Source organism: uncultured Polaribacter sp., assembly GCF_947503875.1.
GTDB lineage: Bacteria > Bacteroidota > Bacteroidia > Flavobacteriales > Flavobacteriaceae > Polaribacter.
Map to the genome: position 1 here is coordinate 68,749 of NZ_CANNFH010000007.1, position 25,154 is coordinate 93,902.

Below are 25,154 nucleotides of genomic sequence, written 5' to 3' on the forward strand. Positions count from 1 at the left end.
CCAACAACAAAATTTACTCAGGATACAAAACCTGCAAAACATCTTCACGAATTCTCGCTGGTTTATAAGTAACAGCATCTAACATTACCCATTTTGTTTTGGCTTTTACCAATAACTCATCATTTTTATAAAACTCCATAAAACGTACAGAAGTAATTCCTTTGGTTTCTCCAACCCATGTTTTTACTAAAATTTCGTCTCCTAAAAGGGCTTGTTTTAAATAATCTATTTCATGCCTTAACACCACCCAGAGATATTGTTTTAATGGATTTTTATGAGTTAAAAAATCCCAATGTTTTGTTGCAATAGCATCCATCCATTTTACATATACCAAGTTATTTACATGTTTTAAAACATCTATATCGTCTGCAGAAACTTTAATTTTTAAAGAAAAAACGTTGCTCATTTTATAAATTTCTGCAAAATTAAATATTTTAAAATCTTTATAGGAATTTATACAGTTAGATTTACTATCAATCTGTTTTTTATATTGATATTTGCCTAAATATGGCACAACTAGCAACCGATTTAGGTACAGAAAAAATAAGTAAATTATTGATTAAACAAGCAGTTCCTGCAACCATAGGAATTCTTGTAATGTCTTTAAACATGATTGTTGACACCATTTTTGTGGGTCAATGGATTGGTGTTTTGGCAATTGCAGCTATTACTGTAGTTTTACCTATTGTCTTTTTAATTTCTAGTATTGGTATGGGAATTGGTATTGGTGGTAGTTCAATAATATCAAGAGCTTTAGGTGCGGAAAATTCTGAAAAAGCATTTTTAACCTTTGGAAATCAGATTTGTTTAACTGTAATTTTAGCCATTATTTTTGTAATTCTTGGCAATGTTTTTAGTGTTCCTATTTTAAATTTATTTGGCGCCAAAGGCGATATTTTGCCAATTGCCTCAGAATATTTTAGTGTAATTATTTACGGCGTTCCTTTTTTAGCTTTTGCAATGATGGGAAACCCAACCATTAGAGCAGAAGGAAAACCAAAATTTGCCATGTATGCAATGATGGTGCCTGCTGTTTTAAATGTAGTTTTAGATGTTCTATTTATAAAAGTTTTTAATTGGGGTATGTTTGGTGCAGGTTTAGCCACTTCCCTAGCCTATGCCAGTTGTGGTTTGTATATATTGTCTTTCTTTTTATCTTCTAAAAGCGAGTTGAAAATTATTCTAAAAAACTTTAAATTAGATTTTAAAATTGTAAAAGAAATTGCAGAATTAGGTGGTGTTTCTATTGTTAGGCAAGGTGCAATTAGTATTTTAATGATCGTTTTAAACTACTCTCTTTTTAAATATGGTGGCGAAATATCTATTGCTGTATTTGGTATTATAAACAGAGTTATGATGTTTGCTTTGTCTCCTGTTTTAGGGGTTTCTCAAGGTTTTTTACCTGTTGCAGGTTTTAATATTGGAGCTTCTAAAAATAACAGAGTTAAAGAAACCATTAAAAAATCTATTTATTTTGGATCTATTATAGGAACCTTTATTTTTATAGCAATTGTAATTTTTAAAGAGCAAATAATTTGGATTTTTACTAATGATGAAACTTTGTTATATAAAACACCAAATGCGATGTTAATCGTTTTTTTGGTTACACCCATTGTAACTATGCAGTTAATTGGTTCTGCATATTTTCAAGCGGCTGGTAAAGCTTTACCCGCTTTATTTTTAACACTTTTAAAACAAGGGATTTTCTTAATACCTTTAGCTTATTTTTTACCAATTTATTATGGTGTAAATGGTGTTTGGTGGTCTTTTCCTATTGCAGATTTACTGTCTACAATAGTCACAATCTGGATTTTAAAAAGAGAGGTTGATAAGAATTTGAATTAGATTTCTGATAAATTTCTATTGGCTTTAAACATAAAACCCTATCAAATTATACAATACTTTCACCATTTAAATTGGTCGTTAAAATATCACTAAACAAATTAAAAAAAGGTCTTAGCGCTTTGTAACTTTCATCTATTTGGTTTACAAAATCCGCAGATAAAACTTCTTCATCGGTAAAGTTTTTAACTGCAATAAATCCTTTTTTACGTAATAAAGCAACATCTAGATGCTCTTTATCAAAACCTCTAGGTGCTGTTTTTAATTCGCTAAAACTTTCAAATTTACCACCAAAATGCTTTTTAAAGTTTTTGTCTTTTAAAATGTCTTTAATCTCAGAAGCATCTAATTCTATTTCTTTGCGAATTCGAAACAAGTCTTCTTTACTAGGTTCCCAAAAGCCACCTGCTAAAAAAGATTCTCCTGGTCTTACTCTTAAAAAATAACCACCTCTTAACGCTTTCCCTAATCTAGAAAACGAGTTTGCAAAATGTGCTTTGTATGGCGTTTTATCTTTAGAAAAACGCACATCTCTATAAATACGCATCATTTTAGATTTTTCGATTTCATCATGCTCTTGTAATTTTTGATGAATAGCACCAAACACTTCTTTAGCATTTGTTTGCGCTTTTGTATAAGTGTCTTTATGCTCTGCAAACCAATCTCTATTATTGTTTTTCTGAAGATTTTGAAGGTACTTTAATGTAGATTTTTCGATTTGCATTTTATGAAATTTTAAAAGCTAAATTTACAAAATAGATTTGTAACTTCGATTTTGAAATGCATCAAAAAACTAAAGAAATACAGAAAAGATATGATGGTTTTTTGCAAACACCTTGTTTGTGGAAAAACACAGCGGTTTTTGATATAGATCACTTTAATATCGAACCAAAATCATTAAAAATTGATATCGATCTTAATGAGAAATTACGCTTAGGAAAATATATAGAACGTTTTGTTTCATTTCAATTACAAAATGAAAAATCTATTAAAATAGTAGCAGAAAATATTCAAATTCAACAAGAAAAAAGAACTTTAGGTGAGTTAGACTGTCTTTTATTAGAAAATAACAAGCCTATTCATTTAGAAATCATCTATAAATTCTATTTATACGATAAACGAGCTGGTAATAGAGAAATTGAACATTTTATTGGACCAAATAGGAAAGATGCTTTAATAGAAAAGTTAACCAAATTAAAAGAAAAACAATTACCATTGTTCTATTCTAATGAATGCAAAGCCTATTTAGAAACTCTCAATTTATCATCAGAAAAAATTACTCAAAAAGTATATTTTAAAGCGCAACTATTTGTGCCGTTTTCTAATAAAGGTTTGCAACTAAAACAATTAAACACAAATTGTATTGTTGGTTTTTATATAAATCGAAAAGAATTGATACAGTTTAAAGAGTGTAAATTTTATATTCCTACTAAAAAAGATTGGCTAATACAGCCACACTCAGCAATAAATTGGATTTCTTCTACAGAATTCAACAAAAAATCTAAAGATTATCTAGAAAGACAGTTTTCGCCACTTTGCTGGCTAAAAAAACCAAATGGCATTTTAGAAAAATTCTTTTTAGTTTGGTGGGGTTAGTTGGTGGTTTTTGGTGACTGGTGACTGGTGAATGGTGACCGAAGACTGAATACTGAATACTGACGACTGAAGACTGGTTGAAAACCAAATTTCTAAAAATAAAAAGAGGAATTTAATTGCTTAAATCCCTCTTTTAAAATTTTAATTATTGTAATTATTTACCCTTTTTTTCTTCTTTATCTTTAGAAGCTTTATTCCAAATTTTTATTTCATCTTCAGCAGTAACACCTTCTAAAACTTCAACATTTACACCATCTGAAGTCCCTAATTTTAAGGTTACTTTTTCAAAGGTATCATCTCCTGTTTTAACTTCTACATAAGGCTCTTCTGTTTTTTTATTGAATCTTAGAAGTGCTTCTTTAATAGACAAAACACTGTCTTTTTTAACTAAAACAATATCTGCATTTGCACTATAACCTGCTCTAATAAAAAATTTGTCATCTAAAGAAACATCTGCTTTAATTTTAAATTGTACTGCTCCGCCTTCTTCTGTACCTTTTGGTGCAATAAAATTTAATTTTGCAGGAAATTTTGTACCTTCAATAGCTCCTATTGAAACTTCTATATCTGTACCTTTTACTAATTTACCAACTTCAGATTCATCTACTTTTCCTTCAAAAATCATTTTATTCATATCTGCAATAGATGCAATGGTTGTACCTGCATTAAAGTTGTTAGACTGTATAACTTGATCTCCTTCTTTTACAGGAATTTCTAAAATAGTACCAGACATTTGTGCTATGATACTAGTATTTGCAGATGCCCCTGAACCCGCAGAACCTCTTTTTATAATTTGATAATCGTTTTGAGCATTTAATAAATCTTGTTTAGATTGGTTATATTGCAACTCTACACCTTCATATTCCGCTCTTGCAATTACACCTTTATCAAATAAATTTTTATTTCTATTATAAGATATTTTTGCATTATTAAGTCTAATTTTTGCATTGTCTACTCTACCTTTTGCGCTAATTAAAGACTGTTCATTAGGTACTACTCTAACTGTTGCAATTAAATCTCCTTTTTTAACCTTAGAACCTTCTGTCAACATTATTTTATCAATAATACCTGTAATTTGAGGTTTAATTTCTATCTCTTCTAAAGGAGTTACTTTACCTGTAGCCACAGTTTTTTTTACAATTGTGGTTTTAAACGGTGTTTCCGTTTCAAAAGCTACAATATTCTTTTTATTCTTTTTACCAAACCAAAGAAGTGCAGCAATAAAACCTATTGCTATAATTCCTATAATAATTTTTGATCTTTTACTCATGATTTATGTTAATTGATTGAATTTATTCTTCTCTTAATGCTTCTATTGGTTTTACCACAGTTGCCATGTGTGCAGGAATTAAACCTATTAAGGTACCTAAAAATACAAGTGTACCAAACGCTATTATTATAACAGGTATATCTACTGTTGGGTTAATAAGTGCAGCATCTTCTCCTTGGCCAAAAGCAGTGTCTATTAAAAACAGCACCAAACTTCCAAATATAATACCTATCATACCTGCAATTGTGGTTAAAAAAACCGATTCTAAAATAATTTGCTGGCGTACACTTTTGGGTGTTGCTCCTAATGCTCTTCTAATGCCTATTTCTTTTGTGCGCTCTTTTACCGTAATTAATAAAATATTACCAATTGCAAAAACACCTGCAATAAGTGTGGCAATACCCACAAACCAAGTTAAAAACTGCAAACCTGTTAAAAAACCGGTTACTTTGCCAATTTCTTTACCTAAATTTACACTACCAAAAGCCCTTTCATCTTCTGGATGCACTTTATGCAACCCTTTTAAGGTAAGTAAAATGTCTTTTTCCATTTGCTCAATATCAGTGCCTTCATTGGCAGTAATCATCATCCAATCTACCTTGTCTGAGCTGTTGTATACTTTTCTAAAAGTGGTAAAAGGTATATAAGCAGTATCGCCATCTATATCCACAGTACTAGAACGTTTATAAACCCCAATAACCTTATAACTAATACTATTTATTTTTAAATATTGTCCGATTGGAAATTCACCTTTATCAAACAATTGTTTGTACATTTCTTCCGAAATCACAGTAACCTTTGCACTAGATAAAATGTCATTTTCGTTTAAAAAACGGCCATATATTAATGGTTTTTTCTGAATTTGATCTAAAATTGGGTAATCTCCACTTACTTTAAAATCACCTGATTTAAAATCCTTAACTACTAGATTATTTCTTTGATTTCTGGGTGCCAATAGTTTTATTTCATCTGCATATTCAGATTTTAAAACATCAATATCATTCATGGTTAAACGAAAACGTCTTCCTTCCTGGAAACCTTTAAAAGGAGTATCTGTAGACTGCGTCCAAACAAAAACACTATTGGTTGCAAAATCTCCAAAGATTTTATTGAAACCATTTTCCATACCTCTTGCAGCACCTAATAAAACTACCAATAAAAAAATACCCCAAAGTACACCTATTATGGTAATACCTGTTCGTATTTTATTTTTACGAATACTTCCGTAAATTTCTTGCCAAGAATCTGAATCGAATAAAAATTTCATAATTAATCTGCTCTTAAAGCTTCTATTGGTTTAATATTTGCTGCCTTTTTTGCAGGAACATAACCTGCAATTAAGCCTGATAGTATTAAAACTACAGTGGCACCTATTACAATACCTGGACTTACACTTGGGTCTTTTATAAAATAATTTTCTTCTAAACTATCGCCAATTAGGCTTAAAATATAGGTTCCTAAAGAAAGGCCTAAATAGCCGGCTAAAGTGGTTATTAACACAGATTCTTGCACAACCATAGCTACTATAGAAGCTGGTTTTGCACCTAAAGCTTTTCTAATACCAAATTCTTTGGTTCTTTCTTTAATTACAAAAATCATAATGTTAGAAATTCCAATTATTCCTGCTACCAAAGTTCCAGAACCTACAATTATTACAATAGCATATAAAATGCCCATAAACTGGCCAATTCCTTTGTTGGCTTCTGCCATATTTCTTACAGAAAGCGCACTTTGATCATCTGGATGAATGTTTAATTTACTTCTTAAATCTCTTTCTAGTCGGTTACCAAAAGTTACAGCTTCTGTTAAACTTAAATTTGGGTTATAACCTAATGCAATTTGACTCACATAATCGTTATTACCATACATTTTTTGTGCGGTTGTTAAGGGTATATAAGCTTTTCTTTCTTCATTATCTCCTCCATCATCAGAAAAAATACCAATTATTAAATAAGAACTTCCATTAACATTTACTCTTTTACCTAAAGCAGGTCTTTCGCCAAATAAATCTTTTTTAATTAACCTACCAATTACAATAACCTTAGACGCTTCATTTAAATCGCGTTCATTCAAATATCTACCCTCTTCAATAATAGTTTTTTCTAAAAATTGATGATCGGGATTTACAGCTGTTATGCTATAATTGCTTGCTTCATTTTTATATTTTATAGAAAAGTTTTTGTAGATTCTAGCAGATTGATATTGAATTTTACTAGCATACTCATCTGTAACGTAATTATAATCTTTGTTTTTTAGTTGAATTCTTCTACCGGTTTGCAAACCTTTATAAGGTTTAGAGGTTTTCCAAACTCTTACAAACATGGCGTTTTGTGCATCATCTACAAAAGCACCCTTAAACGTGTTGCTTAAACCACTTACAATACCAAATAATAAAGTGAATAATAAAATTGCAAAGGCAACTGTAAAACCAGACATTACAGAACGTAATCGGTTTTTATTGATACTCTGAAAAATTTCTCTCCAACGATCTAAATCAAACATAATTAAACTGCTTTAGATTTACCAACAGCCGTAATTTCATCACTAATAATTAAACCATCTTTTAAACGTACTACACGCTTGGTTTGCTCTGCCACTTCTTCTTCGTGGGTAATTACAAAAACGGTCATTCCTTCATCATTAATATCCTTTAACAAATCCATTACAGAGTCTGTTGTAGTAGAATCTAAGGCTCCTGTTGGCTCATCTGCCAAAACTACTTTTGGTTTGGTAACTAAAGCTCTTGCAATTGCTACACGTTGTTTTTGTCCTCCAGAAAGTTCATTTGGTAAATGTTCTGCCCACTCTTTTAAACCTACTTTTTCTAGATAATCTAGTGCTGTTTTTAAACGTTCTTTTCTGCTAATACCTTTGTAATACAATGGTAACGCAACGTTTTCTAAAGCTGTTTTGTAAGATATTAGGTTGAATGATTGAAAAATAAAGCCTAAAAATTTATTTCTTAAAAGCGCCGCTTTCTTCTCATTCATGTCTTTAATGAGTTGCCCATTTAAAAAATAATTTCCTTCATCATGTACATCTAATAAACCAACAATATTTAATAAAGTAGATTTTCCAGAACCAGAAGATCCCATAATAGAAACAAATTCACCTTCTTTTATGTGTAAATCTATACCTTTTAAAACGTGTAAAGAATCTTTACCTATAGGATAAGATTTGTGTAATTTTTCTATTTTAATCATTGGTTAGTAATTTGGTTATAAAAGTATTGAAAGCATCTAGGTAGCCTTATTAATTTTATGTTAAAAGCCACAAAATTTAATCAAATACAACCATAAGACGCATCACTTTAAATAATGTTACAAAATTTTTTATTTAATTTTTTTTATGAATTCTAGTATAAAATTGAAAGCTAGTAATAATTTAAAAAACGTTAAATAAAAGCATAAGATTATTGTAAATTATTTCAAATAAAAAAAGATGAAGTATCTTTGATTATACAAAAACAAATGGTTTTTTAATGATTCAAATTCCAAATAACAAAAAACTAATTCTCTTTGATGGTGTATGTAATTTATGCAATACTGCTGTTGCAACTGCTATTAAGTATGATAAAAATAATGCCTTTTTATTTGCATCATTACAATCTAAAACAGGCAAAGAACTTGTAGACTACCTTAAAATAGATATGGCCAAAATAGATTCTATTATTTTATATGAACCCAATATTGCTTATGATATAAAATCTACAGCTGCATTAAAAATAATGAACGCTTTTGGTGGTTTTTGGAGTCTTACCAAACTACTTTGGCTTTTCCCAGAAAGCTTTAGAGATTTGGTTTATGATTTTATTGCAAAAAATCGCTATAAATGGTTTGGAAAAAGAGAAAGTTGTATGCTGCCTACAGCAGAATTAAAAGCAAAATTTTTAAATTAAAACACATGAGTACATATACCACAAAAGCTGTCAAATTTAGTTTATCAATTTTATTGTTGATAGTTATTGTAATGATTTTAAGCCTTTTTGATAAAAGCCCATATTTTGATGTCATATCTACCATTATTGGCATTTTAACTTTTATCATTATTATTTTTGGCATTATGGGACTTTTTTATTCCATTAAAGGAATTAAAGAAAAGAGTGTCATCAAAAAAATAGTGGCTTTAATTGTAAATACAGGAACCGTTATTTTATTTACCTATATAATTATTGCAAACATTAACGATCTAATTAAATTCTTGAATTAATGAAGATTCCCAAAGAAATTAAATGCGTAATTTTTGATATGGATGGTGTAATAATAAATTCTGAAGAAATTCATAAAAAAGCTTATTACCAAACTTTTAATGCTTTAAATGTTGATGTTTCTGAGGATTTGTACAAATCTTTTACAGGCTCATCTACCATAAATGCTTTTCAAAAATTAGTTGCTCATTTCAATTTAGATAACAATCCTGAAGATTTGGTTTTAGAAAAAAGAGCGCGTTATGTAAATTTCTTTGAAAACGGCCCAAATTTAGATTTGGTTGCTGGCGTAAAAGAAATTATTCAATATTTTTATGCCAAGGGCATTACTTTAATTTTGGCTTCCTCTTCTGCTATGGTCAATATCAATAGAGTTTTTAAACGTTTCGATTTAGAAAAATATTTTTTAGCAAAAATTAGTGGTGCAGATTTAAAAGCCTCTAAACCACATCCAGAAATCTTTAATAAAGCGGCACTTTTATCTAAAATATCAAAAGAAAACTGCGTGGTTATAGAAGATTCAGACAACGGAATTAAAGCGGCAAACGATGCCAATATTTTTGTATTCGGTTATGCCAATGTACTTTCTGAAGGACAAACTTTAGCAAATGCAGACGCTGTAATTTCTGATTTTTCTGAATTGAAAAAACTCATATAATTAAATTCAAATCGATATTTATTAAAATTTAAAAGTGTTTTTTGTAGAATCAATAAAAATAAGCAAAGAAGTTTCTTAAAATAGTATGTTGGGTTTTTTATTCAGATATTTGTAATTCAGATTTTTTTATATTTTTTTGATGATAGATAATACCGCTTTAAAAAACCTAAATAATTCGCTTTCTGGCGATGTTTTATTCGATAATTTACACAAAACATTGTATGCAACAGATGCATCTGTGTATCGTAAAATTCCGTTAGCGGTTGCCTATCCCAAAGATGAAAAAGACATTACAGTTTTAATTGATTTTGCTACCAAAAACAAGATTACTTTAATTCCTAGAACTGCAGGTACTTCTCTTGCTGGCCAATGTGTAGGAGATGGTATTGTTGTTGATGTTTCTAAGCATTTTAACAAAATTATCAACTTAAACGAAAAGGCAAAAACAATTACTTTACAACCTGGTATTGTTAGAGATTCTTTAAACGTTTATTTAAAACCTTTTGGCTTGTTTTTTGGTCCAAATACGTCAACTTCTAACAGATGTATGATTGGTGGTATGGTAGGTAACAATTCCTCTGGAAGCACCTCTATAAAATATGGTGTTACTAGAGATAAAGTTTTGCAAATAGATGCCATTTTAAGTGATGGTTCTACTGCTATTTTTAAAGAAATTTCTTCGGAAGAATTTATCAGCAAAACCAAAGAAAACACACAAGAAGGTAAAATTTATAAGGCTATTTTTGATGAACTTTCTGTGGAAGCAAATCAACAAGAAATTCATAAAGAATTTCCAAAACCAGAAATTCATAGAAGAAACACAGGTTATGCTGTAGATGAATTTTTAACTTCTGAATTGTTTGGTGGAATAGAAAAAAGTATAAATGTTGCCAAATTTTTATCTGGTAGTGAAGGTACGTTGGCTTTTTCTACAGCCATAACTTTGCAATTAGACAATTTAGCACCTAAAGAAAGTATTATGGTTTGTACCCATTTTACTTCTATAAACGAAAGCTTAAAAGCTACATTAACTGCCATGAATCATAATTTATACAATTGTGAATTGATGGATAAAGCCATTTTAGATTGTACAAAAAACAATAGGGAATTGGTTAAAAATCGTTTTTTCTTAAAAGGAGATCCAGAAGCGGTTTTAATGTTAGAAGTTTCTGCAAATACTGTAGCTGAAGCAGAAGTTTTGGCAGACAATTTAATTGCAGATTTAGAAAAGAATAACTTTGGGTACCATCACCCAAAAGTATACGGAAAAGATATTGCCAAAGTACATTATTTAAGAAAAGCAGGTTTGGGTGCTTTAGGAAACATGGTTGGCGATATGAAAGCGGTGGCTTGTATAGAAGATACTGCTGTTGCACTAAACGATTTGCCAAATTATATTGAGGAATTCACCCAAATAATGGACAAATACCAGCAAGATGCTATTTATTATGCGCATGCTGGTGCTGGCGAATTGCATTTGCGACCAATTTTAAATCTTAAGAAAAAAGCAGACGTTGTATTATTCAGAAAAATAACCACAGAAACTGCAGAATTGGTTAAAAAATACAAAGGTTCTTTTTCTGGCGAACATGGAGATGGAATTGTGCGTGCAGAATTTATTCCTTTAATGATTGGCGATAAAAACTACCAATTATTAAGACGTATTAAAAAGGCTTTTGACCCAAATAACGTTTTTAACCAAGGAAAAATTACAGATGCTTTTCCTATGGATGAAAGCTTGCGTTATGAAGTAGATAGAAAAGAGCCAAACATTGCTACCATTCAAGATTTTTCTGATAGTGAAGGTATTTTAAAATTAGCAGAAAAATGCAATGGTTCTGGAGATTGCAGAAAACCAGTAGAAGCTGGTGGAACAATGTGCCCAAGTTACAGAGCCACTAAAAACGAAAAAGATACAACTAGAGCTAGAGCAAACACTTTACGTGATGTTTTAACCAACAACACAGCCGTTAACAAATTCAATTCTAAAGAATTAAAAGAAGTTTTAGATTTGTGTTTAAGTTGTAAAGCTTGTGCATCTGAATGCCCAAGTAATGTAGATATTGCTACCATGAAAGCCGAGTTTTTGTACCAATATCAAGAAGCAAATGGCTATTCTTTTAGAAGTAAGTTATTTGCTAATAATGGTAAATTAAATAAATTAGGAAGTTTAACTCCTGCCCTAACTAATGCTATTTTAAATACGCCTTTTGCCAAAAAAGCAATGGGTGTTGCTGTGGAAAGAACAGTACCTAAACTAGCTAAAAAAACGTTGAATTCTTGGTATAGAAAATCAAAAAATTCTTTGGAATTGTCACCTCGAGCGCAGTCGAGAGGTCTTAAAACAGTTTACCTTTTCAATGATGAATTCACCAACTTTTACGATGTTGAGATTGGTAAAGACGCTTTTATTTTATTAGAAAAACTAGGTTACAATTTACAGATAATTAAGCACGAAGAAAGTGGAAGAAGTTATATTTCTAAAGGGTTTTTAAAGCAAGCCAAAGAGGTCTGTAACAAAAACGTAGCTATTTTTAAAGATTTAATTACTGAAGAAACGCCTCTTATTGGTGTAGAACCTTCTGCCATCTTAACTTTTAAAGACGAGTATTTACGTTTGGCAGACGATAAAGCATCCGCAGAAAAAATTGCAAAAAATGTGTTTACTTTTGAAGAATTTTTAGCCAAAGAATTGCAAGCCAAAAATATTGATACTGCTCTATTTACAAAAGAAAATAAAGTTTTAAAAATTCACGGACACTGTCACCAAAAAGCATTGTCTGGTACACAAGCCAGCTTTCAAATTTTAAATATTCCAGAAAATTATAAGGTAACTATAATGAATACAGGTTGTTGTGGTATGGCAGGTTCTTTTGGTTATGAGAAGGAACATTACCAAGTTTCTATGCAAGTTGGGGAAGATACTTTATTCCCTAAAGTTAGAAATTGTAGCACAGATACAGCAATTGCTGCTGCAGGTACAAGTTGCAGGCATCAAATTTTTGATGGTACAAAACGTATTGCAAAACACCCAATTACCTTATTAAAAGAAGCGCTTTTGTAAATTTAAAATATTAAACACTATTTTAAAAAAGTAATACTAAGAGGATAATTTGGTGCTTGATTATTACTTACACGAATGGCATTAATAATTGGAAAAATTAAATAAAAAACACCAATTGTAATAAACCCTAAAATACCCAAACCTAAAAATAGAATTAAAGGAATACAAATTATAAGATAGATAAACATAGAAATTCTAAAGTTTAAAATGGCTTTTCCGTGTGCATCCATTCCAAAAACTTCGTCTTTTTTTGTAAGCCATAACACCAAAGGCACAATAAAACCGCCTATACCACTTACAAAATCTAATAACTGACTTAAATGTGTAATTACCAATAATTGATTATCTTCTTTCATTTCTTTATTTTTTCAGTTAATCATGAATAGGACGTTATCTCATTTGATTTGTTACAAAAAGATAGTTTAAAAACTTAAAACAGTTTATTTTTGAAAAAGACTTTTTATTTTAAAGCCAAAAATCTTTCTGTATTTTTGCAGTATGATTCAAAATGATACCATTGTTGCACTAGCAACACCAAACGGAGTTGGCGCAATTGCTGTAATTAGACTTTCTGGAGAAAGTGCTATTGAAATTGCAGATACTTTTTTTAAATCTATTAAAAAAGGTAAAACACTTTTACAACAGAAAACACATACCATTCATTTGGGTCATATTGTGCACCAAGGTATTATTATAGATGAAGTTTTGGTTGCTGTTTTTAAAAACCCAAATTCGTATACAGGTGAAAATGTAGTAGAAATTTCTTGCCATGGTTCTAGTTTTATTCAGCAAGAAATAATTCAATTGTTTTTAGAAAACGGTTGCAGAATGGCAGATAATGGTGAATTTACCATGCGTGCTTTTTTAAACGGCAAAATGGATTTATCGCAAGCGGAAGCTGTGGCAGATGTTATTGCCTCTAATTCTGCTGCAAGTCATCAAATGGCAATTCAGCAAATGCGTGGTGGTATTACCAATGAATTGAAAGAATTACGTGCACAATTACTAGATTTTGCAGCTTTAATAGAATTAGAACTCGATTTTTCTGGTGAAGATGTAGAATTTGCAGATCGTACAAAATTTAAAGAATTGGTGGCAAAAATTACCTTTGTTTTAAAACGTTTAATCGATTCTTTTTCTTTTGGAAATGCCATGAAAAATGGAATTCCTGTTGCCATTATTGGGGAACCTAATGTGGGTAAATCTACCTTACTAAATGCACTTTTAAATGAAGAAAAAGCCATAGTTTCTGATATTGCAGGTACCACAAGAGACGCTATTGAAGATGAAATGATTATTGAAGGAGTTGCTTTTCGTTTTATAGATACTGCAGGTATTAGAGATACTGCAGATGTTGTAGAAAACATAGGTATTAAAAAAGCCTACGAAAAAGCAGAAAATGCGCAATTGATTATATTCCTGATAGATTCTTCTAAGAATAAAGAACAGAGAACAAAGATTCAAGATGAAATTGATAAAATTAAAAAACGTTTTCCTAAAAAGCGACTATTGGTTATTGCGAATAAAATTGATACGCTTTCTAGTGATGAAGTTGATACGCTTTCATCACAAATCGAAAACTTAATACCGCTTTCAGCAAAAAACAAAACAGGTATTGAAAGCTTAAAAAACGAATTGACTGCTTTAGTTAATATTGGCGCCTTAAGTAATAATGAAACGATTGTAACCAACTCGCGCCATTTTGAGGCTTTAAACAATGCATTACAAGCCATAAAATCTGTACAACAGGGCATTGATTTAGAAATATCCACAGATTTATTTTCAATTGATATTAGAGCTTGCTTACAGCATTTAGGCACAATTACTGGAGATTATGATGTGGATAAAGATATTTTAGGACACATTTTTGGAAATTTTTGTATTGGTAAATAGATAAAAATTTTATAAACAATGAAATGTCTTTGTAACCCAGAAAAATCATACAACAATTGTTGTGAAAAAATACACCAAGATATAAAATTAGCAACCACAGCAGAATTATTAATGCGCTCTAGATATGCTGCTTTTGTTTTGGCGAATGTAGATTATTTGCAAAAAAGTCATCATAGTACAACTAGACCATCTAATAAAGAGAAAGAAGAAATCTTAACCTGGACAAAATCCGTAGAATGGCTAAAGTTAGATATTCTATCATCCACAGAAAACACGGTCGAGTTTAAAGCTTTTTTCTACGAAGATTCCAACTTAAAAATTATACACGAAAAATCTTTTTTCACAAAAGAAAACAATCATTGGGTATATGTAAATGCTGATATTTAAGTACATAACCTGTAAAATGTTTCATCAATTATTTCTCAAAAAAAAAAACTAGCATTTATAATATTTCATTAGCAACTATCTAAGGTAATAAAACGGTTTTTATACCTTCTTTAGGTTTAGAGGATTGGATAAATGAAAAGTGGGGTTTTGGTTTTTATAGTGATTTAGAATTGTTAACCTATGAGATTGAAAAAGAAAACGAATTGTTGGTAGAAAAGGAGTTTCCTGCAGTGGTTACTTTAGATCTACTTTATAAATTTCATAAAAACTAGATATTCGTTTTTGGTGCTGTTATAGAATTCAAGAAAAACAAAAACTTGTTTATTGTATGAATTGGGCTAGACTATGAAATTAAATTTGGCAAGCATTGGTTCGTTTCTCCAACTGTTTTTTATGACAATTGTTCCTACTATATTGGTACCTAGTCTGTTGGTATTGGTAATGACAAACGTTTTTAATTTCTCTTTGCTAATAAGCTTAAAAAGTCTATTTTTATTTTAAGTAATTTACAAAAGAAATCAATATAAATTGCAATGGAAAAAGAAGATATTCTTGGAGATTATAACATTATAGGCACAAACCAAAACAGCTCTGAAGAAACATACAAAGGCACTCTAAATTTATCTTTTGATGGTAAAGGTAACATACTCGCAAAATGGTTGATTAATAAAAGTCAAGAACAATATGGTGTTGGCTTTTTTAAAAATAATATTTTAGTGATTAATTTTAATTATGTAGGCGATGAAAACACAATGTATTATGGCACTGTAGTTTACAAATGTATTTCTAAAGATATTTTTGAAGGCTTTTGGTCTGAAGAGTTTGGCAATCCTGATTTTTTAGGCTCAGAAAATTGTTTTAGAATAAAAAAAGAAGAAATACTTTTAAATTAATTGTTTCAACCTTAAAATTTAGACCAATTAAATTTTATAATGATACATAAATAAATTGAATTATTTTTAATAGTACTTAAAAACAGCCTTATAATTTGAGCCTTTTTTTATCCAATTTAGCTCTTATTACATTAGCTTTTTCCTCTGTAAGATCGTAATCCTTCATCACATAAATAGCAAATAGGGTTCCTAAAATTGGTAATCCAGAGAAAAATAAGCGTAAACCTGTAATTGCCTCTTCTGTTTGTGTTGGTGCACCAGACTCAAAGCCTATAATCGAAAAAATAAGCCCTGTTAATCCACCTGCAATTCCAAAACCAAATTTTACCATCCACCAATAAATGGCACCAAAAATACCTTCACGTCTTTTACCTGTATTTAACTCATCTAAATCTATTACATCTGCCGTCATAGACATCATAATTGTAAATAAACCTCCAATACCAAAAGAGAAAAATGGCAATGCTAATAAAAATAAATAAGGTTTACCTGGTACAAATAAAAACCATAATAAAATATAACCTACAATAGATGTGGATTGCGAAATTATAAACGCTTTCTTTTTACCCATTGCTTTAGACATTTTTGTTACTAAAGGAATCACTAAAAAAGAAGTAACTAGAGCCCCAACACTTCCAAAAAGTGTTGGCCACCACCAAGCACCATCTGGCCCTGTAACTCCGTTAAACAAATAATAAACAATTATAAAATACGTAAAGGCGGCAACTGTATTAAATGCATTAAATATTAAAAAAGTTGCTATACATAATTTTCTAAAAGCTTTCATTTTAAGTGCCTCAACAAAATTAACTACAAAAATTGTGTTTAATTTTTTTAAAATACTTTTAAAGGTAATGCTCTCATAATTTTCATGTAAAGTAGATTTTCCTCTAATAAAAATAGCAGGTATTAAAGCAAATATTGTACACGCCAAAGCAACCCAAACTGCTAATTCTCTTACAGCTACTTCACTAGAAGGAAACCAATCTTTATCATCCATTAAAATCCAAAACCACGGCGCAATTACCCAAGCCCATTGCCCAACAAACTGCGCAGTTCCCATGATATTTGTGCGCTCATGAAAATCTTCACTCATTTCATAACCCATGGCAACGTAAGGCACACTAAAAATGGTTAATCCTAAATAAAATAGTAAAGACCAAAAAAGGAAATAATAAAAATTATAATCTAAGCTGCTATCTTTATACAATTGCCACATAACTATAAAGGAAATGCACATAATAATAGCACCAATAAAAACGTATTTTCTTCTTCTGCCCCATTTAGATTTTGTATTGTCTGATATAAAACCCATTATAGGATCTGTAATAGCATCAAAAAGCCTTGGCACCAAAGAAACTACACCCCACATCCAACCAGGAAAACCTAAGCTTTGAACCAGCACCACAATAAAAATACTTATAATTGCTGGATACATTTGGTTTGCGAACATGCCAAAACCAAACGCTACTTTTTGCCCAAAAGCTACTTTACTTTTTTCTGTTATTTGTTGTATTGCCATTTAATGTTAAGTTTAAAGGGATAATAATTATTTGTATTGCTTGTGTGTTTATTTTGAATATGCAAAGAGTTACAAATTTTATAAGTTTTGTTGGTTGATTTCCTTTTACAGAAGTCTTAAAAATTATTACAACTAAATCTTTTTTGCCATTAAAAATGGTTTTAATAATTTCTGTTAGTTGCTTTTTGTTAAATATTGATTTTTAACAACATCAAAAGCTAGTTTTTTGTTTCTATTGATGTCTACAATACCCCAAAATTCTTCATTTGGAGTTCCATCATAAGGAACGCCAGAGCTGTTGGGCGCCCAACCTCCAATATCTTGTGTATTGTTATTTCCAGCTTTCCACCAACCGTCTGTAAAAGAAAAAAGTGTAATTCCGTTACAAATTTCTTGATTTGTAAAAACACTCTGTAAAACGTTTTTAGTAGCATCTGCCTGCGCTTTTTCATTAAATCCTTTATGGTAACCTACTTTTTCTATAAGCATATAACTATCTCCACCAGCTTCAGATAAATACATTGGTTTTTTGCTAACAGCTTCCCATTCTTTAAAAATACTTGTAGGATTGTCCCATCTATAAACATTCATGCCCCAAACATCTATATTATTGCTCATTTCTAAAGCCAAAGTATTTGGTAAATCTCCATGTGCAGTTGTTGTTGGATGATTTTTATCGTTTTCTTTAATAATTTTGGCAGCATTATTCATTACCTTGTACCAATTTTTTATATCGTCTTTAAACCATTCTGGATGATAATTATACTCATTACCCAACTCCCACATTAAAATAGCATTGTGATTTTTAAATTGATTTACATAATTGATAAATGTTCCAGAAAGAATATCATTTTTACCATTTTGATTGTAACCAAAACCAATAATTACCTTAATACCAGCTGCATCAATTTTATTTAAAACGCTAATTTCTTCTATTGGTTCATATACTCTAATAGTATTAATACCAGCTTCTTGCATTAAAACTAAATCTTGGTTTAAATTGGTAAAACTTCTTTTATCCGAACCTTTTGGAACTGGATGATAACAAATTCCTTTGATAAAATAAGGTGAATTATTTACCATTATTTTTCTATCAGAAATGTTAACAATAGTTGTTTTTTCGGCTTTTTTACAAGTGATAAAAGCAACAAGAAAAAATAAAATTCCAAAAATATTTTTCATTTTTTATTCTTTTTTAATTGGTGGCAATTGTACATCTTTTAATAAAGCGTCTAAATTTCCATTGTAGGTTTTGGTAATTGGTTTGCCATCTCTAGTTAATCCTTCAAAAAGATTGGTATCAACCAAATTCCACAACGCAAATTTTGCTTCACTTTTTAAATTTATCAATCCAAAGTGATTTTCTGAACCACTAGCATTTTGTGCATCTTTCCATTGTTCATCAAAGGCTTCAAAATAAAAACAGGCTATCTTTTCTTTTTGCGTCCAATCTCTCATGAACTTATAATAAACAGCTTGTTTATACTCATCTGTAGCTTTAGAACCATTATTTCCATAATGTCCGTTAGAAAAACTTGCCCAACCTGTTTCTCCTATATGAATGGTTTTGTTTGCCCCAACACTTTTTACATAGTTTTGTACACTTTTGTATTGAGAAACTGCATAATCTTTGGCCTTTAACATAGCCAAATCTATTTTTTCTGTTTTAGAAAGGTTTTTTTCGCTTTCTAAATTCCCCCAAAAAGTAGGATTGTAATGTGTATCATGCATTGGATATGTATGCACAGAAATAAAATCTACTGCATGTATTAATTTGGTTAAATCTTCTGTGTGATATGCTGCACTCCCACCACCCCAAGACGCAAAATTATCTGAACTAGTAATCCATATATCTTTTGATAATTCACCTGTTTTCTTCAAATTCTGAAGATGATTTACCCATTTTAAAATAACATTTGGTTGCACAAAATAACTAGTTGCCCATTTTACCATAGCTTCATTACCAACCGCTATAATTTTTACAATTTCTGAGTATTTTTTAGCCAAAGCAACTGCTGTTGCTATTTCTGTGACATTTCTATCACTTTCCTCATTATGATTTGGTGTTAAACCATTTGAATTAAATGCATTTTTACAAGCTATCCAAGCACCTAACATTACATACATTTCAAAATTTTTATCTTCTTTTTTAAGCTGATAAATGGCTTCTAAAACATTTTCTGCATGCTTTAAATGCACATTATAGGTTCTTAAAATCTTAATATTTAGGGCAGATAAAATTTTTAAATCTTCTTTTAATTTGGCAATTGTTGGCTGTATATCTCTTGTTTTTGTTCTATAACCACCATAAGAAATTGCCAAATAGTTAGGGTTTTCTAAAATTTCTTTGGCAGTTAAATTGGATTTTACCTTAACAACTTTTTTCTCTTTCTGAGCGCAAGAAACCACAAAAAACAACAACAGTATACTGCAAATTTTTGCAATAAATTGATGAATATTTTTTGTGGTTATCATATTAATTTAGCTTTTAATTATAGACTTTTAAATGGCTACTTTAATGTAATTTACAGTAGTTGTTCTTTTAAATAATTGACTGCTAATTTCTTTATCTAATGCTAAACTATTAAACACTTTAGAAGTTTTGTCTTTAAGAAAAACCTCTACTTTATTTGTAGCGTTTTTAGAGTAAATAATTGGGACTTGACAATAAGTAAAAGCCAACTCGTTTTTTTGTAGTTGAATTGTGCTTTCTTCGCCTAAAACAGTTACATAATTGAATGATTTTTCTTCTGATAAAAATTCGCTTTGCTTTAGTAAACGAGGATTAAAAATTATTTTACCGTCCCTTACAAAAACACCCAGTTCACCAAATCTGTTTAAAACATCTTCTTTTACCTGGCCAGTCATACCTGGTTGTTGTGCACCTTTACCTGCTGGTGTATGCGAATATGCATCTGTAGGAAATGCACCATACAATCTTGGAGATTTATGCACACCAACGCCTGCTTGTATTTCGTAATAATGGTCTAAAAGTCTGCCAATAATTGCTTCATTTTCTCCTTTATTAATGGCGTTTAAACAATTTTCTTGCACGGCCACTAATAATTTTGAAACCATGTGCCAATAAATAGAGCCCAAACCTTCGTAACCAAAGAAAGTTCCTGAACGTCCTGTAAACGATTTATGATCAAAAATTTCTTCGAAAATGGCTAATATTTTTGGTGTTTCTTGCGCTATTAGAACACCATACTTTTCTTCACACAAGCTATCTAAAGCATCTTGTAAACTATTTGCATTATTAAAATTGCCATTAAAATGATAATTCCCTAAAATATCTTTTTCTACAATAGTGCTATTGTTGTCTTTCACTAAAGTGGATAATAATTGAGATGTTTCTATCTTCTTATTAGGAATATTATTTTTTTGAGTAAACCTTGGTAATTCTTTGTTTGGATATAAAATATAACTGTATTGATCTGGTCTAAAAAGTGCACTTGCTTTTAAACCATCTAATAAATCTAAGGTTTCTTTTGGTGATAAAAACCCAGCACTCAAAACAGCTACTTGCCCTTCTAACATTTCCGATAAATAAGAAATTTTCACTTCATCTTTACCTCTTAAGGTCATTAAATTATAAGCATGATATAGATTGTCTTTACGTTTATTCGCTTTTATAGAATGCTCTAAATACGCTTTTGTTGTTGCTAAAAATGCTAATAAATCGGTTTTAGAAAGTGTTTCTTTTTTGGTTGAAAATCCGTTTTTATAAATTTCTTCTCTGTAAATACTTGCAGGGGTTCCTAAACCGTCTAAAACGGTTTTCCTTTCTTTATCCGTAAAACTTCTAGTTAATATTACTTTATTGTCTTCTAAAGTTGAAAAAATATCGCTAAATAACTGTTTTAATTCTGTAGATAATTCAACCTCTGCAACGTTGGCATTTTGTACTAAAGTTTCATAAAAATTAATAAATCTTCTTAAATAATATAAAGTTACCATAGAAACGCCATTACCAACAAGTGCGTTGTTGGCATCGTTCCATTCTGGCCTTTGTGTATTTAGCCAAATACCACCTTCTGGAATAAAGTTAGAGATCTTTGCTAAAACAGTAACTAATAGTTTTTCAATTAAATTTACTTTGTAAATTCCGTTGTTTTTGTCTTCAATTAAAGCGCCATCTGCACCCAATTTTCCTCTTTTTTTATCTATTGCATCGTTTAATTTATAATCGAAATCAATAGTATCTTTAGAATTCTTTAAAATAGCTGTAAACGGCTTTATTTTATAAGGCACATTTGCGTAAACAAAAATATCTTCTGTAAATAGTTTTGACAATTCATTTGGATAATGTTTTTCTGAAAACTCTAAAAACTTCAACAAATAAATAATTTGATGATCTCCCCAATAACCTATATAAGACCAAGGATCGTTTTCTTCGATAACCTCCCAATCAAAACCATCTTTTGTAACTCTGTAAGGATTGTACCCTTCAAAAGTAGTGGCGTTTAAGAATTTATGAATCATACTTTCTATAAACTCTGGATAGGAATGTGCTAAAGATTCCCAGTTCTGAAAAATATCTCTCCAATTGCCTTCATAATCTAAAACTTTAGAACCGTCAACTTCACTTTTTGTATTAATTGAAAACTTGTTCCAAGGTCTACTTGGATCTCCATGTCTTCTGCTAAATTTTAGTGGTAAATATTCTAAACATAATCTTTTAAAATCCTTATCAACATTATTATTTGCCAATTCTTTAATCAACTTTAAATCAAAAGAAGCTGGTAAATTGTTTAAAATTGCTTCATTTGTTTTGTAAACAACAATATTTGCTTTTGCTAAGTATTTTTTAAAATCTTCTTTTTCTATTGTATAATTATCATCAAAAATACCACCTCTCATAATATTAAAAAGGGTATTAGAAAAATGCCTTGTATTAATTAGATCGTCTGCTGTAAGTTGCAAACCGTCTGCAGAAGAAGTCAATTTTATTAGATTTTTAGTACCTAAATCAATATCAGTATTTAAAATTTCATCCATATTTTTATGGGATGAAATCATTGCGGCAATTGCTGTAATTTGTGTAACAGATTGATTTACATTGGCTATTTGTCTCCAAGTTTTTTCTGAATTCCCATCCAAAGAAAAATTAAAAACTGTTAGAAAAGCTCCTTTTTCTGCTCTTACATCTATTTCTTCTTCTAAGTAAATACCTCTTCTAAAATTATTTATTTGTGTTGATGATAATAAATAAGTAGCATTTTCTATACCTAAAGACCATACAATATTGGCTTTTAAAGCCTCACTTGGTTCTGCTTTATCTACAATAATTGCACTTAGGGCATAAATACCCAATCCAACTTCTTTTTCTAATTCGCATTTCTTATAAGCATCTACTAAATTACTGGTACTTGCTTGTATATCTGACCCAACACCATAAGGCAATACATCTTGAAAACCATCTAAAGCTTCAATATCAATATTTATTGAAGACATATTTATCAAGGTTGCTTTTCTTACAAAACCAAATTGATCACTAGAATTCCATTCGTATGTGAACGTAAGTTCTAAATCTTGATTTATTTCTTCAAAAATTACTTTATTACCATAAATGTTTTTATAAATATTTCTAGTAATTTGGTACAAACCTGCTTGTCTTTCAGAAAAAGGTTCCCATAATTTTATATGATTATCTTTTTGAATTTTAAAAATAGTTTTACAACCTGTAGTTTCTGCTAAAGCCGTAATTTTATCATCTGTATAATAAGGAAATAGTGCAAACTGCGCATTTTTTCTACCTGCTGTTAAACCTCCATTACTCGAAATAAATAACCAGTGATTAGAGTCTGAAACAATCGTCATAAAAAAAGGACGCATTTTGTGCGTATCTGAAACTTTGTAAAAAGTTTCTTTCCCTATTGTAACAATGCTGCCATTATGATCTAATGTTGTTTTTGTATTATTTTGTTCTAAAAAAGCGGTATTCATTAAATGAATTTTATTAAATATTAGTTTTTTTTAAAAAAAAGAGCCTAGAATTACTAAACAAGCTATATAATTAGCCTATTGTAAGTGTAAGAAACTAAATTATTGGTCGCGTTTTAAAATACCCGACCAATAAAGATTTATATTATTGATAAACTCTTATGTAGTCAATCTCCATCATATCTTCTGTAAAATCAGGGGCTACAGCACCACCTAAAGTACCTCCCATTGCTACGTTTAAGATTAAAAAGAAATCTGCATTAAATGGTAAAGTCGCATCATTTGGTAAAGTGTGATAAACTTTATTATCTATTGCAAATTTAATTTCTATTGCAGACCATTCTACGGTATAATTATGAAATTCTGTGGTAGAAGTTGTAAGCTCTGTAGATTCTGATGGTCCACCACCAGCAAAGTTCCCAGGATAATGAATAGTGCTTAAAACTGTGTTTTTATCATTTCCTTTTTGTTCCATAATGTCAATTTCTCCAGCTTCTGGCCAACCCACTGTGCTAAAGTTTGCACCCAACATCCAAATTGCTGGCCAAGTACCTTGAGAAGCTGGTAATTTTGCTCTAGCCTCTACTCTACCATATGTAAATTCCTGTAATCCTTCAGATTTTAATCTAGCAGATGTAAAACCTGCCCCGTCTGCTTTCGCTTTTATTTTTAATAATCCGTCTTGTACAATAACATTTTCTGCATTATTTGTGTAGGTTTGTAATTCTTGGTTACCCCAGCCACCTGCGCCTAAATCGTAGGTCCAATTTGCAGCATTTGGAGCACCATCTGTATTAAAATCGTCTTCCCATACTAAGTTTGTAAGTGCAGAATCTAAGGTATTATCATTTGGCTTTACTGTTGTAAATTTAAAGTACCAAGCTAAATTAGAATCTACGGCATCTAAAGCTCTAACATGCATTTCAGTTTCAGAAATTTCTAATATTTCAAAAGAGTTTGCACTAACGTAGTACGCCATAAAACCATTATCTGAAAAATTTAATACAGTTCCTCTAGAACTAAAAGCTGGGTCGGGTACTTGAGACCAATCTTCTGAAGTTGGCGAAAGAGAAACGGTACTTACCGTACTTGTATCAAAATCAAAACACTCATCTCCATTTGCGCCGGAGCCACCCACAACTGCTTGATGTGCTACATTTCCGTTAAAAAATGTTTGTCCTTTATTATCTAAAACATAAGTTAAACTTCCATCTACATTTTTGGTAAACGTAAGTTCGTCATCTGTATAACACTCATTGGCCGATCCTGAAGGGGCAGCAAAAAATGCTGGAAAATAATATTGCGTAGGACCTCCATTAATTTGTACATCAAAAGCAAACGTAGGGCCAACACCTAAAGCGCCATTTGCAGCACTATTTACATACCAAGTTTTAGAACTTGCACTATTTAGTTTAATTTCATCATTACCAGATGCATCTTGGGTTATTTGCGCTCCAGTTAAAAAAGACTCGACTTGTAAATCTAAGAAAGAACTAAAAACTTCTACTTCTATAGTCTTTGATGAAGAAACGCCGCCTTTACCATTTGCCTTTACCACAACTTTGTACTTGTTTACACCTACAGAAGTAAATCTTTTGGTTAAAATTCCAGATGGTGCCTTTTCTGGAAGATCTTCGAAAAAATATACAAAGGAACTAGAATTATTTGCAGTAGCTGTAAAAGTTACTAATCCAGAACCGTCACCAAAAGGGTTATTTTCATCTGCACCTAAAACATTTACATTAACCTTTATATTGCTTGGTGCAACTATTTCTCCGAATTCAAATTCTTTTTCTTCACACCCAATAAATGCTAAGGTGCACGTAATTAATATGATATAAATATTGTTGAGTTTTTTCATAATATTCTATTTTTA

At 30.4% G+C, this 25,154-nt stretch carries 21 protein-coding genes; 9 read left to right on the forward strand and 12 right to left on the reverse strand.

Translation table 11 applies throughout. From position 1 onward, the window contains the following. Window positions 1-13: 13 nt before the first annotated feature. On the reverse strand, window positions 14-406 hold the full coding sequence (locus Q0684_RS11890; protein ID WP_299017042.1) for a thioesterase family protein: 393 nt from the start codon (window positions 404-406) through the stop codon (window positions 14-16). Between the two features lie 101 nt (window positions 407-507). Here Q0684_RS11890 and Q0684_RS11895 point away from each other — a divergent pair, with 101 nt between their 5' ends. Then, entirely contained in the window at window positions 508-1,845 is a 1,338-nt protein-coding gene (locus Q0684_RS11895; protein WP_299017044.1) for an MATE family efflux transporter, read from the forward strand. A gap of 46 nt (window positions 1,846-1,891) precedes the next feature. On the opposite strand, the gene Q0684_RS11900 is transcribed toward Q0684_RS11895, so the two are convergent. Then, window positions 1,892-2,566, reverse strand: a complete 675-nt coding sequence (locus Q0684_RS11900; protein ID WP_299017047.1) for a DUF2461 domain-containing protein — start codon at window positions 2,564-2,566, stop codon at window positions 1,892-1,894. Window positions 2,567-2,622: 56 nt separating this feature from the next. Here Q0684_RS11900 and Q0684_RS11905 point away from each other — a divergent pair, with 56 nt between their 5' ends. Continuing rightward, window positions 2,623-3,438 (forward strand): DUF1853 family protein, encoded by an 816-nt coding sequence (locus tag Q0684_RS11905; protein ID WP_299017050.1) that lies wholly within the window; start codon window positions 2,623-2,625, stop codon window positions 3,436-3,438. A 154-nt stretch (window positions 3,439-3,592) separates the two neighbouring features. On the opposite strand, the gene Q0684_RS11910 is transcribed toward Q0684_RS11905, so the two are convergent. From Q0684_RS11910 to Q0684_RS11925, 4 genes are read right to left on the reverse strand one after another with little or no spacing between them, the layout of a single operon-like run. Then, on the reverse strand, window positions 3,593-4,708 hold the full coding sequence (locus Q0684_RS11910) for an efflux RND transporter periplasmic adaptor subunit (RefSeq protein ID WP_299017052.1): 1,116 nt from the start codon (window positions 4,706-4,708) through the stop codon (window positions 3,593-3,595). Between the two features lie 22 nt (window positions 4,709-4,730). Next, complete coding sequence (locus Q0684_RS11915; RefSeq protein WP_299017054.1) at window positions 4,731-5,975, reverse strand: ABC transporter permease; 1,245 nt, start codon at window positions 5,973-5,975, stop codon at window positions 4,731-4,733. Window positions 5,976-5,977: 2 nt separating this feature from the next. Beyond that, window positions 5,978-7,210: an ABC transporter permease gene (locus Q0684_RS11920; protein WP_299017056.1), complete on the reverse strand. Its 1,233-nt coding sequence runs from the start codon at window positions 7,208-7,210 to the stop codon at window positions 5,978-5,980. Window positions 7,211-7,212: 2 nt separating this feature from the next. After that, window positions 7,213-7,911, reverse strand: coding sequence for an ABC transporter ATP-binding protein (locus Q0684_RS11925; RefSeq protein WP_299017058.1), 699 nt, complete (start codon window positions 7,909-7,911; stop codon window positions 7,213-7,215). Window positions 7,912-8,189: 278 nt separating this feature from the next. Here Q0684_RS11925 and Q0684_RS11930 point away from each other — a divergent pair, with 278 nt between their 5' ends. The 4 genes from Q0684_RS11930 (at window position 8,190) to Q0684_RS11945 (ending at window position 12,637) form a co-directional block, all read left to right on the forward strand. Beyond that, a complete protein-coding gene (locus tag Q0684_RS11930; RefSeq protein ID WP_299017060.1) occupies window positions 8,190-8,606 on the forward strand; it encodes a DCC1-like thiol-disulfide oxidoreductase family protein in 417 nt (138 codons plus the stop codon). A 5-nt stretch (window positions 8,607-8,611) separates the two neighbouring features. Further along, entirely contained in the window at window positions 8,612-8,917 is a 306-nt protein-coding gene (locus tag Q0684_RS11935; protein WP_299017062.1) for a hypothetical protein, read from the forward strand. Beyond that, a complete protein-coding gene (locus tag Q0684_RS11940) occupies window positions 8,917-9,573 on the forward strand; it encodes an HAD family phosphatase (protein WP_299017064.1) in 657 nt (218 codons plus the stop codon). Before Q0684_RS11935 ends, Q0684_RS11940 begins: the two co-directional genes overlap by 1 nt. Window positions 9,574-9,712: 139 nt before the next feature. Further along, a complete protein-coding gene (locus Q0684_RS11945) occupies window positions 9,713-12,637 on the forward strand; it encodes an FAD-binding and (Fe-S)-binding domain-containing protein (RefSeq protein ID WP_299017066.1) in 2,925 nt (974 codons plus the stop codon). A gap of 17 nt (window positions 12,638-12,654) precedes the next feature. On the opposite strand, the gene Q0684_RS11950 is transcribed toward Q0684_RS11945, so the two are convergent. Then, window positions 12,655-12,993, reverse strand: a complete 339-nt coding sequence (locus Q0684_RS11950) for a DUF4870 domain-containing protein (RefSeq protein ID WP_299017069.1) — start codon at window positions 12,991-12,993, stop codon at window positions 12,655-12,657. 142 nt (window positions 12,994-13,135) lie between these two features. On the opposite strand from Q0684_RS11950, the gene mnmE reads away from it, so the two are divergent. From mnmE to Q0684_RS11965, 3 genes are all read left to right on the forward strand, one after another. Next, window positions 13,136-14,530: a tRNA uridine-5-carboxymethylaminomethyl(34) synthesis GTPase MnmE gene (gene mnmE / locus Q0684_RS11955; RefSeq protein WP_299017071.1), complete on the forward strand. Its 1,395-nt coding sequence runs from the start codon at window positions 13,136-13,138 to the stop codon at window positions 14,528-14,530. Between the two features lie 18 nt (window positions 14,531-14,548). Beyond that, window positions 14,549-14,917 carry a YchJ family metal-binding protein gene (locus Q0684_RS11960; RefSeq protein WP_299017073.1) on the forward strand — a complete coding sequence of 123 codons (369 nt, stop codon included), beginning with the start codon at window positions 14,549-14,551 and terminating at the stop codon, window positions 14,915-14,917. 533 nt (window positions 14,918-15,450) lie between these two features. Next, entirely contained in the window at window positions 15,451-15,810 is a 360-nt protein-coding gene (locus Q0684_RS11965; protein WP_299017074.1) for a hypothetical protein, read from the forward strand. Window positions 15,811-15,898: 88 nt separating this feature from the next. Here Q0684_RS11965 and Q0684_RS11970 read toward each other — a convergent pair whose 3' ends face one another. The 5 genes from Q0684_RS11970 to Q0684_RS11990 form a co-directional block, all read right to left on the reverse strand. Next, window positions 15,899-17,332: an MFS transporter gene (locus tag Q0684_RS11970; RefSeq protein ID WP_299017076.1), complete on the reverse strand. Its 1,434-nt coding sequence runs from the start codon at window positions 17,330-17,332 to the stop codon at window positions 15,899-15,901. Window positions 17,333-17,506: 174 nt separating this feature from the next. Then, complete coding sequence (locus Q0684_RS11975; RefSeq protein WP_299017077.1) at window positions 17,507-18,514, reverse strand: glycoside hydrolase family 2 TIM barrel-domain containing protein; 1,008 nt, start codon at window positions 18,512-18,514, stop codon at window positions 17,507-17,509. A 3-nt stretch (window positions 18,515-18,517) separates the two neighbouring features. Continuing rightward, window positions 18,518-19,807, reverse strand: coding sequence for a glycosyl hydrolase family 17 (locus Q0684_RS11980; RefSeq protein ID WP_299017079.1), 1,290 nt, complete (start codon window positions 19,805-19,807; stop codon window positions 18,518-18,520). 27 nt (window positions 19,808-19,834) lie between these two features. Further along, a complete protein-coding gene (locus tag Q0684_RS11985) occupies window positions 19,835-23,281 on the reverse strand; it encodes a hypothetical protein (protein ID WP_299017080.1) in 3,447 nt (1,148 codons plus the stop codon). A gap of 142 nt (window positions 23,282-23,423) precedes the next feature. Further along, on the reverse strand, window positions 23,424-25,139 hold the full coding sequence (locus Q0684_RS11990) for a glycoside hydrolase family 16 protein (protein ID WP_299017082.1): 1,716 nt from the start codon (window positions 25,137-25,139) through the stop codon (window positions 23,424-23,426). Between the last annotated feature and the right edge of the window lie 15 nt (window positions 25,140-25,154).

Bases quoted from the DNA above. Each gene is read 5' to 3' on its own strand.
- Q0684_RS11890 (WP_299017042.1), bottom strand. From the start codon at position 406: ATGAGCAACGTTTTTTCTTTAAAAATTAAAGTTTCTGCAGACGATATA.
- Q0684_RS11895 (WP_299017044.1), top strand. From the start codon at position 508: ATGGCACAACTAGCAACCGATTTAGGTACAGAAAAAATAAGTAAATTA.
- Q0684_RS11900 (WP_299017047.1), bottom strand. From the start codon at position 2,566: ATGCAAATCGAAAAATCTACATTAAAGTACCTTCAAAATCTTCAGAAA.
- Q0684_RS11905 (WP_299017050.1), top strand. From the start codon at position 2,623: ATGCATCAAAAAACTAAAGAAATACAGAAAAGATATGATGGTTTTTTG.
- Q0684_RS11910 (WP_299017052.1), bottom strand. From the start codon at position 4,708: ATGAGTAAAAGATCAAAAATTATTATAGGAATTATAGCAATAGGTTTT.
- Q0684_RS11915 (WP_299017054.1), bottom strand. From the start codon at position 5,975: ATGAAATTTTTATTCGATTCAGATTCTTGGCAAGAAATTTACGGAAGT.
- Q0684_RS11920 (WP_299017056.1), bottom strand. From the start codon at position 7,210: ATGTTTGATTTAGATCGTTGGAGAGAAATTTTTCAGAGTATCAATAAA.
- Q0684_RS11925 (WP_299017058.1), bottom strand. From the start codon at position 7,911: ATGATTAAAATAGAAAAATTACACAAATCTTATCCTATAGGTAAAGAT.
- Q0684_RS11930 (WP_299017060.1), top strand. From the start codon at position 8,190: ATGATTCAAATTCCAAATAACAAAAAACTAATTCTCTTTGATGGTGTA.
- Q0684_RS11935 (WP_299017062.1), top strand. From the start codon at position 8,612: ATGAGTACATATACCACAAAAGCTGTCAAATTTAGTTTATCAATTTTA.
- Q0684_RS11940 (WP_299017064.1), top strand. From the start codon at position 8,917: ATGAAGATTCCCAAAGAAATTAAATGCGTAATTTTTGATATGGATGGT.
- Q0684_RS11945 (WP_299017066.1), top strand. From the start codon at position 9,713: ATGATAGATAATACCGCTTTAAAAAACCTAAATAATTCGCTTTCTGGC.
- Q0684_RS11950 (WP_299017069.1), bottom strand. From the start codon at position 12,993: ATGAAAGAAGATAATCAATTATTGGTAATTACACATTTAAGTCAGTTA.
- mnmE (WP_299017071.1), top strand. From the start codon at position 13,136: ATGATTCAAAATGATACCATTGTTGCACTAGCAACACCAAACGGAGTT.
- Q0684_RS11960 (WP_299017073.1), top strand. From the start codon at position 14,549: ATGAAATGTCTTTGTAACCCAGAAAAATCATACAACAATTGTTGTGAA.
- Q0684_RS11965 (WP_299017074.1), top strand. From the start codon at position 15,451: ATGGAAAAAGAAGATATTCTTGGAGATTATAACATTATAGGCACAAAC.
- Q0684_RS11970 (WP_299017076.1), bottom strand. From the start codon at position 17,332: ATGGCAATACAACAAATAACAGAAAAAAGTAAAGTAGCTTTTGGGCAA.
- Q0684_RS11975 (WP_299017077.1), bottom strand. From the start codon at position 18,514: ATGAAAAATATTTTTGGAATTTTATTTTTTCTTGTTGCTTTTATCACT.
- Q0684_RS11980 (WP_299017079.1), bottom strand. From the start codon at position 19,807: ATGATAACCACAAAAAATATTCATCAATTTATTGCAAAAATTTGCAGT.
- Q0684_RS11985 (WP_299017080.1), bottom strand. From the start codon at position 23,281: ATGAATACCGCTTTTTTAGAACAAAATAATACAAAAACAACATTAGAT.
- Q0684_RS11990 (WP_299017082.1), bottom strand. From the start codon at position 25,139: ATGAAAAAACTCAACAATATTTATATCATATTAATTACGTGCACCTTA.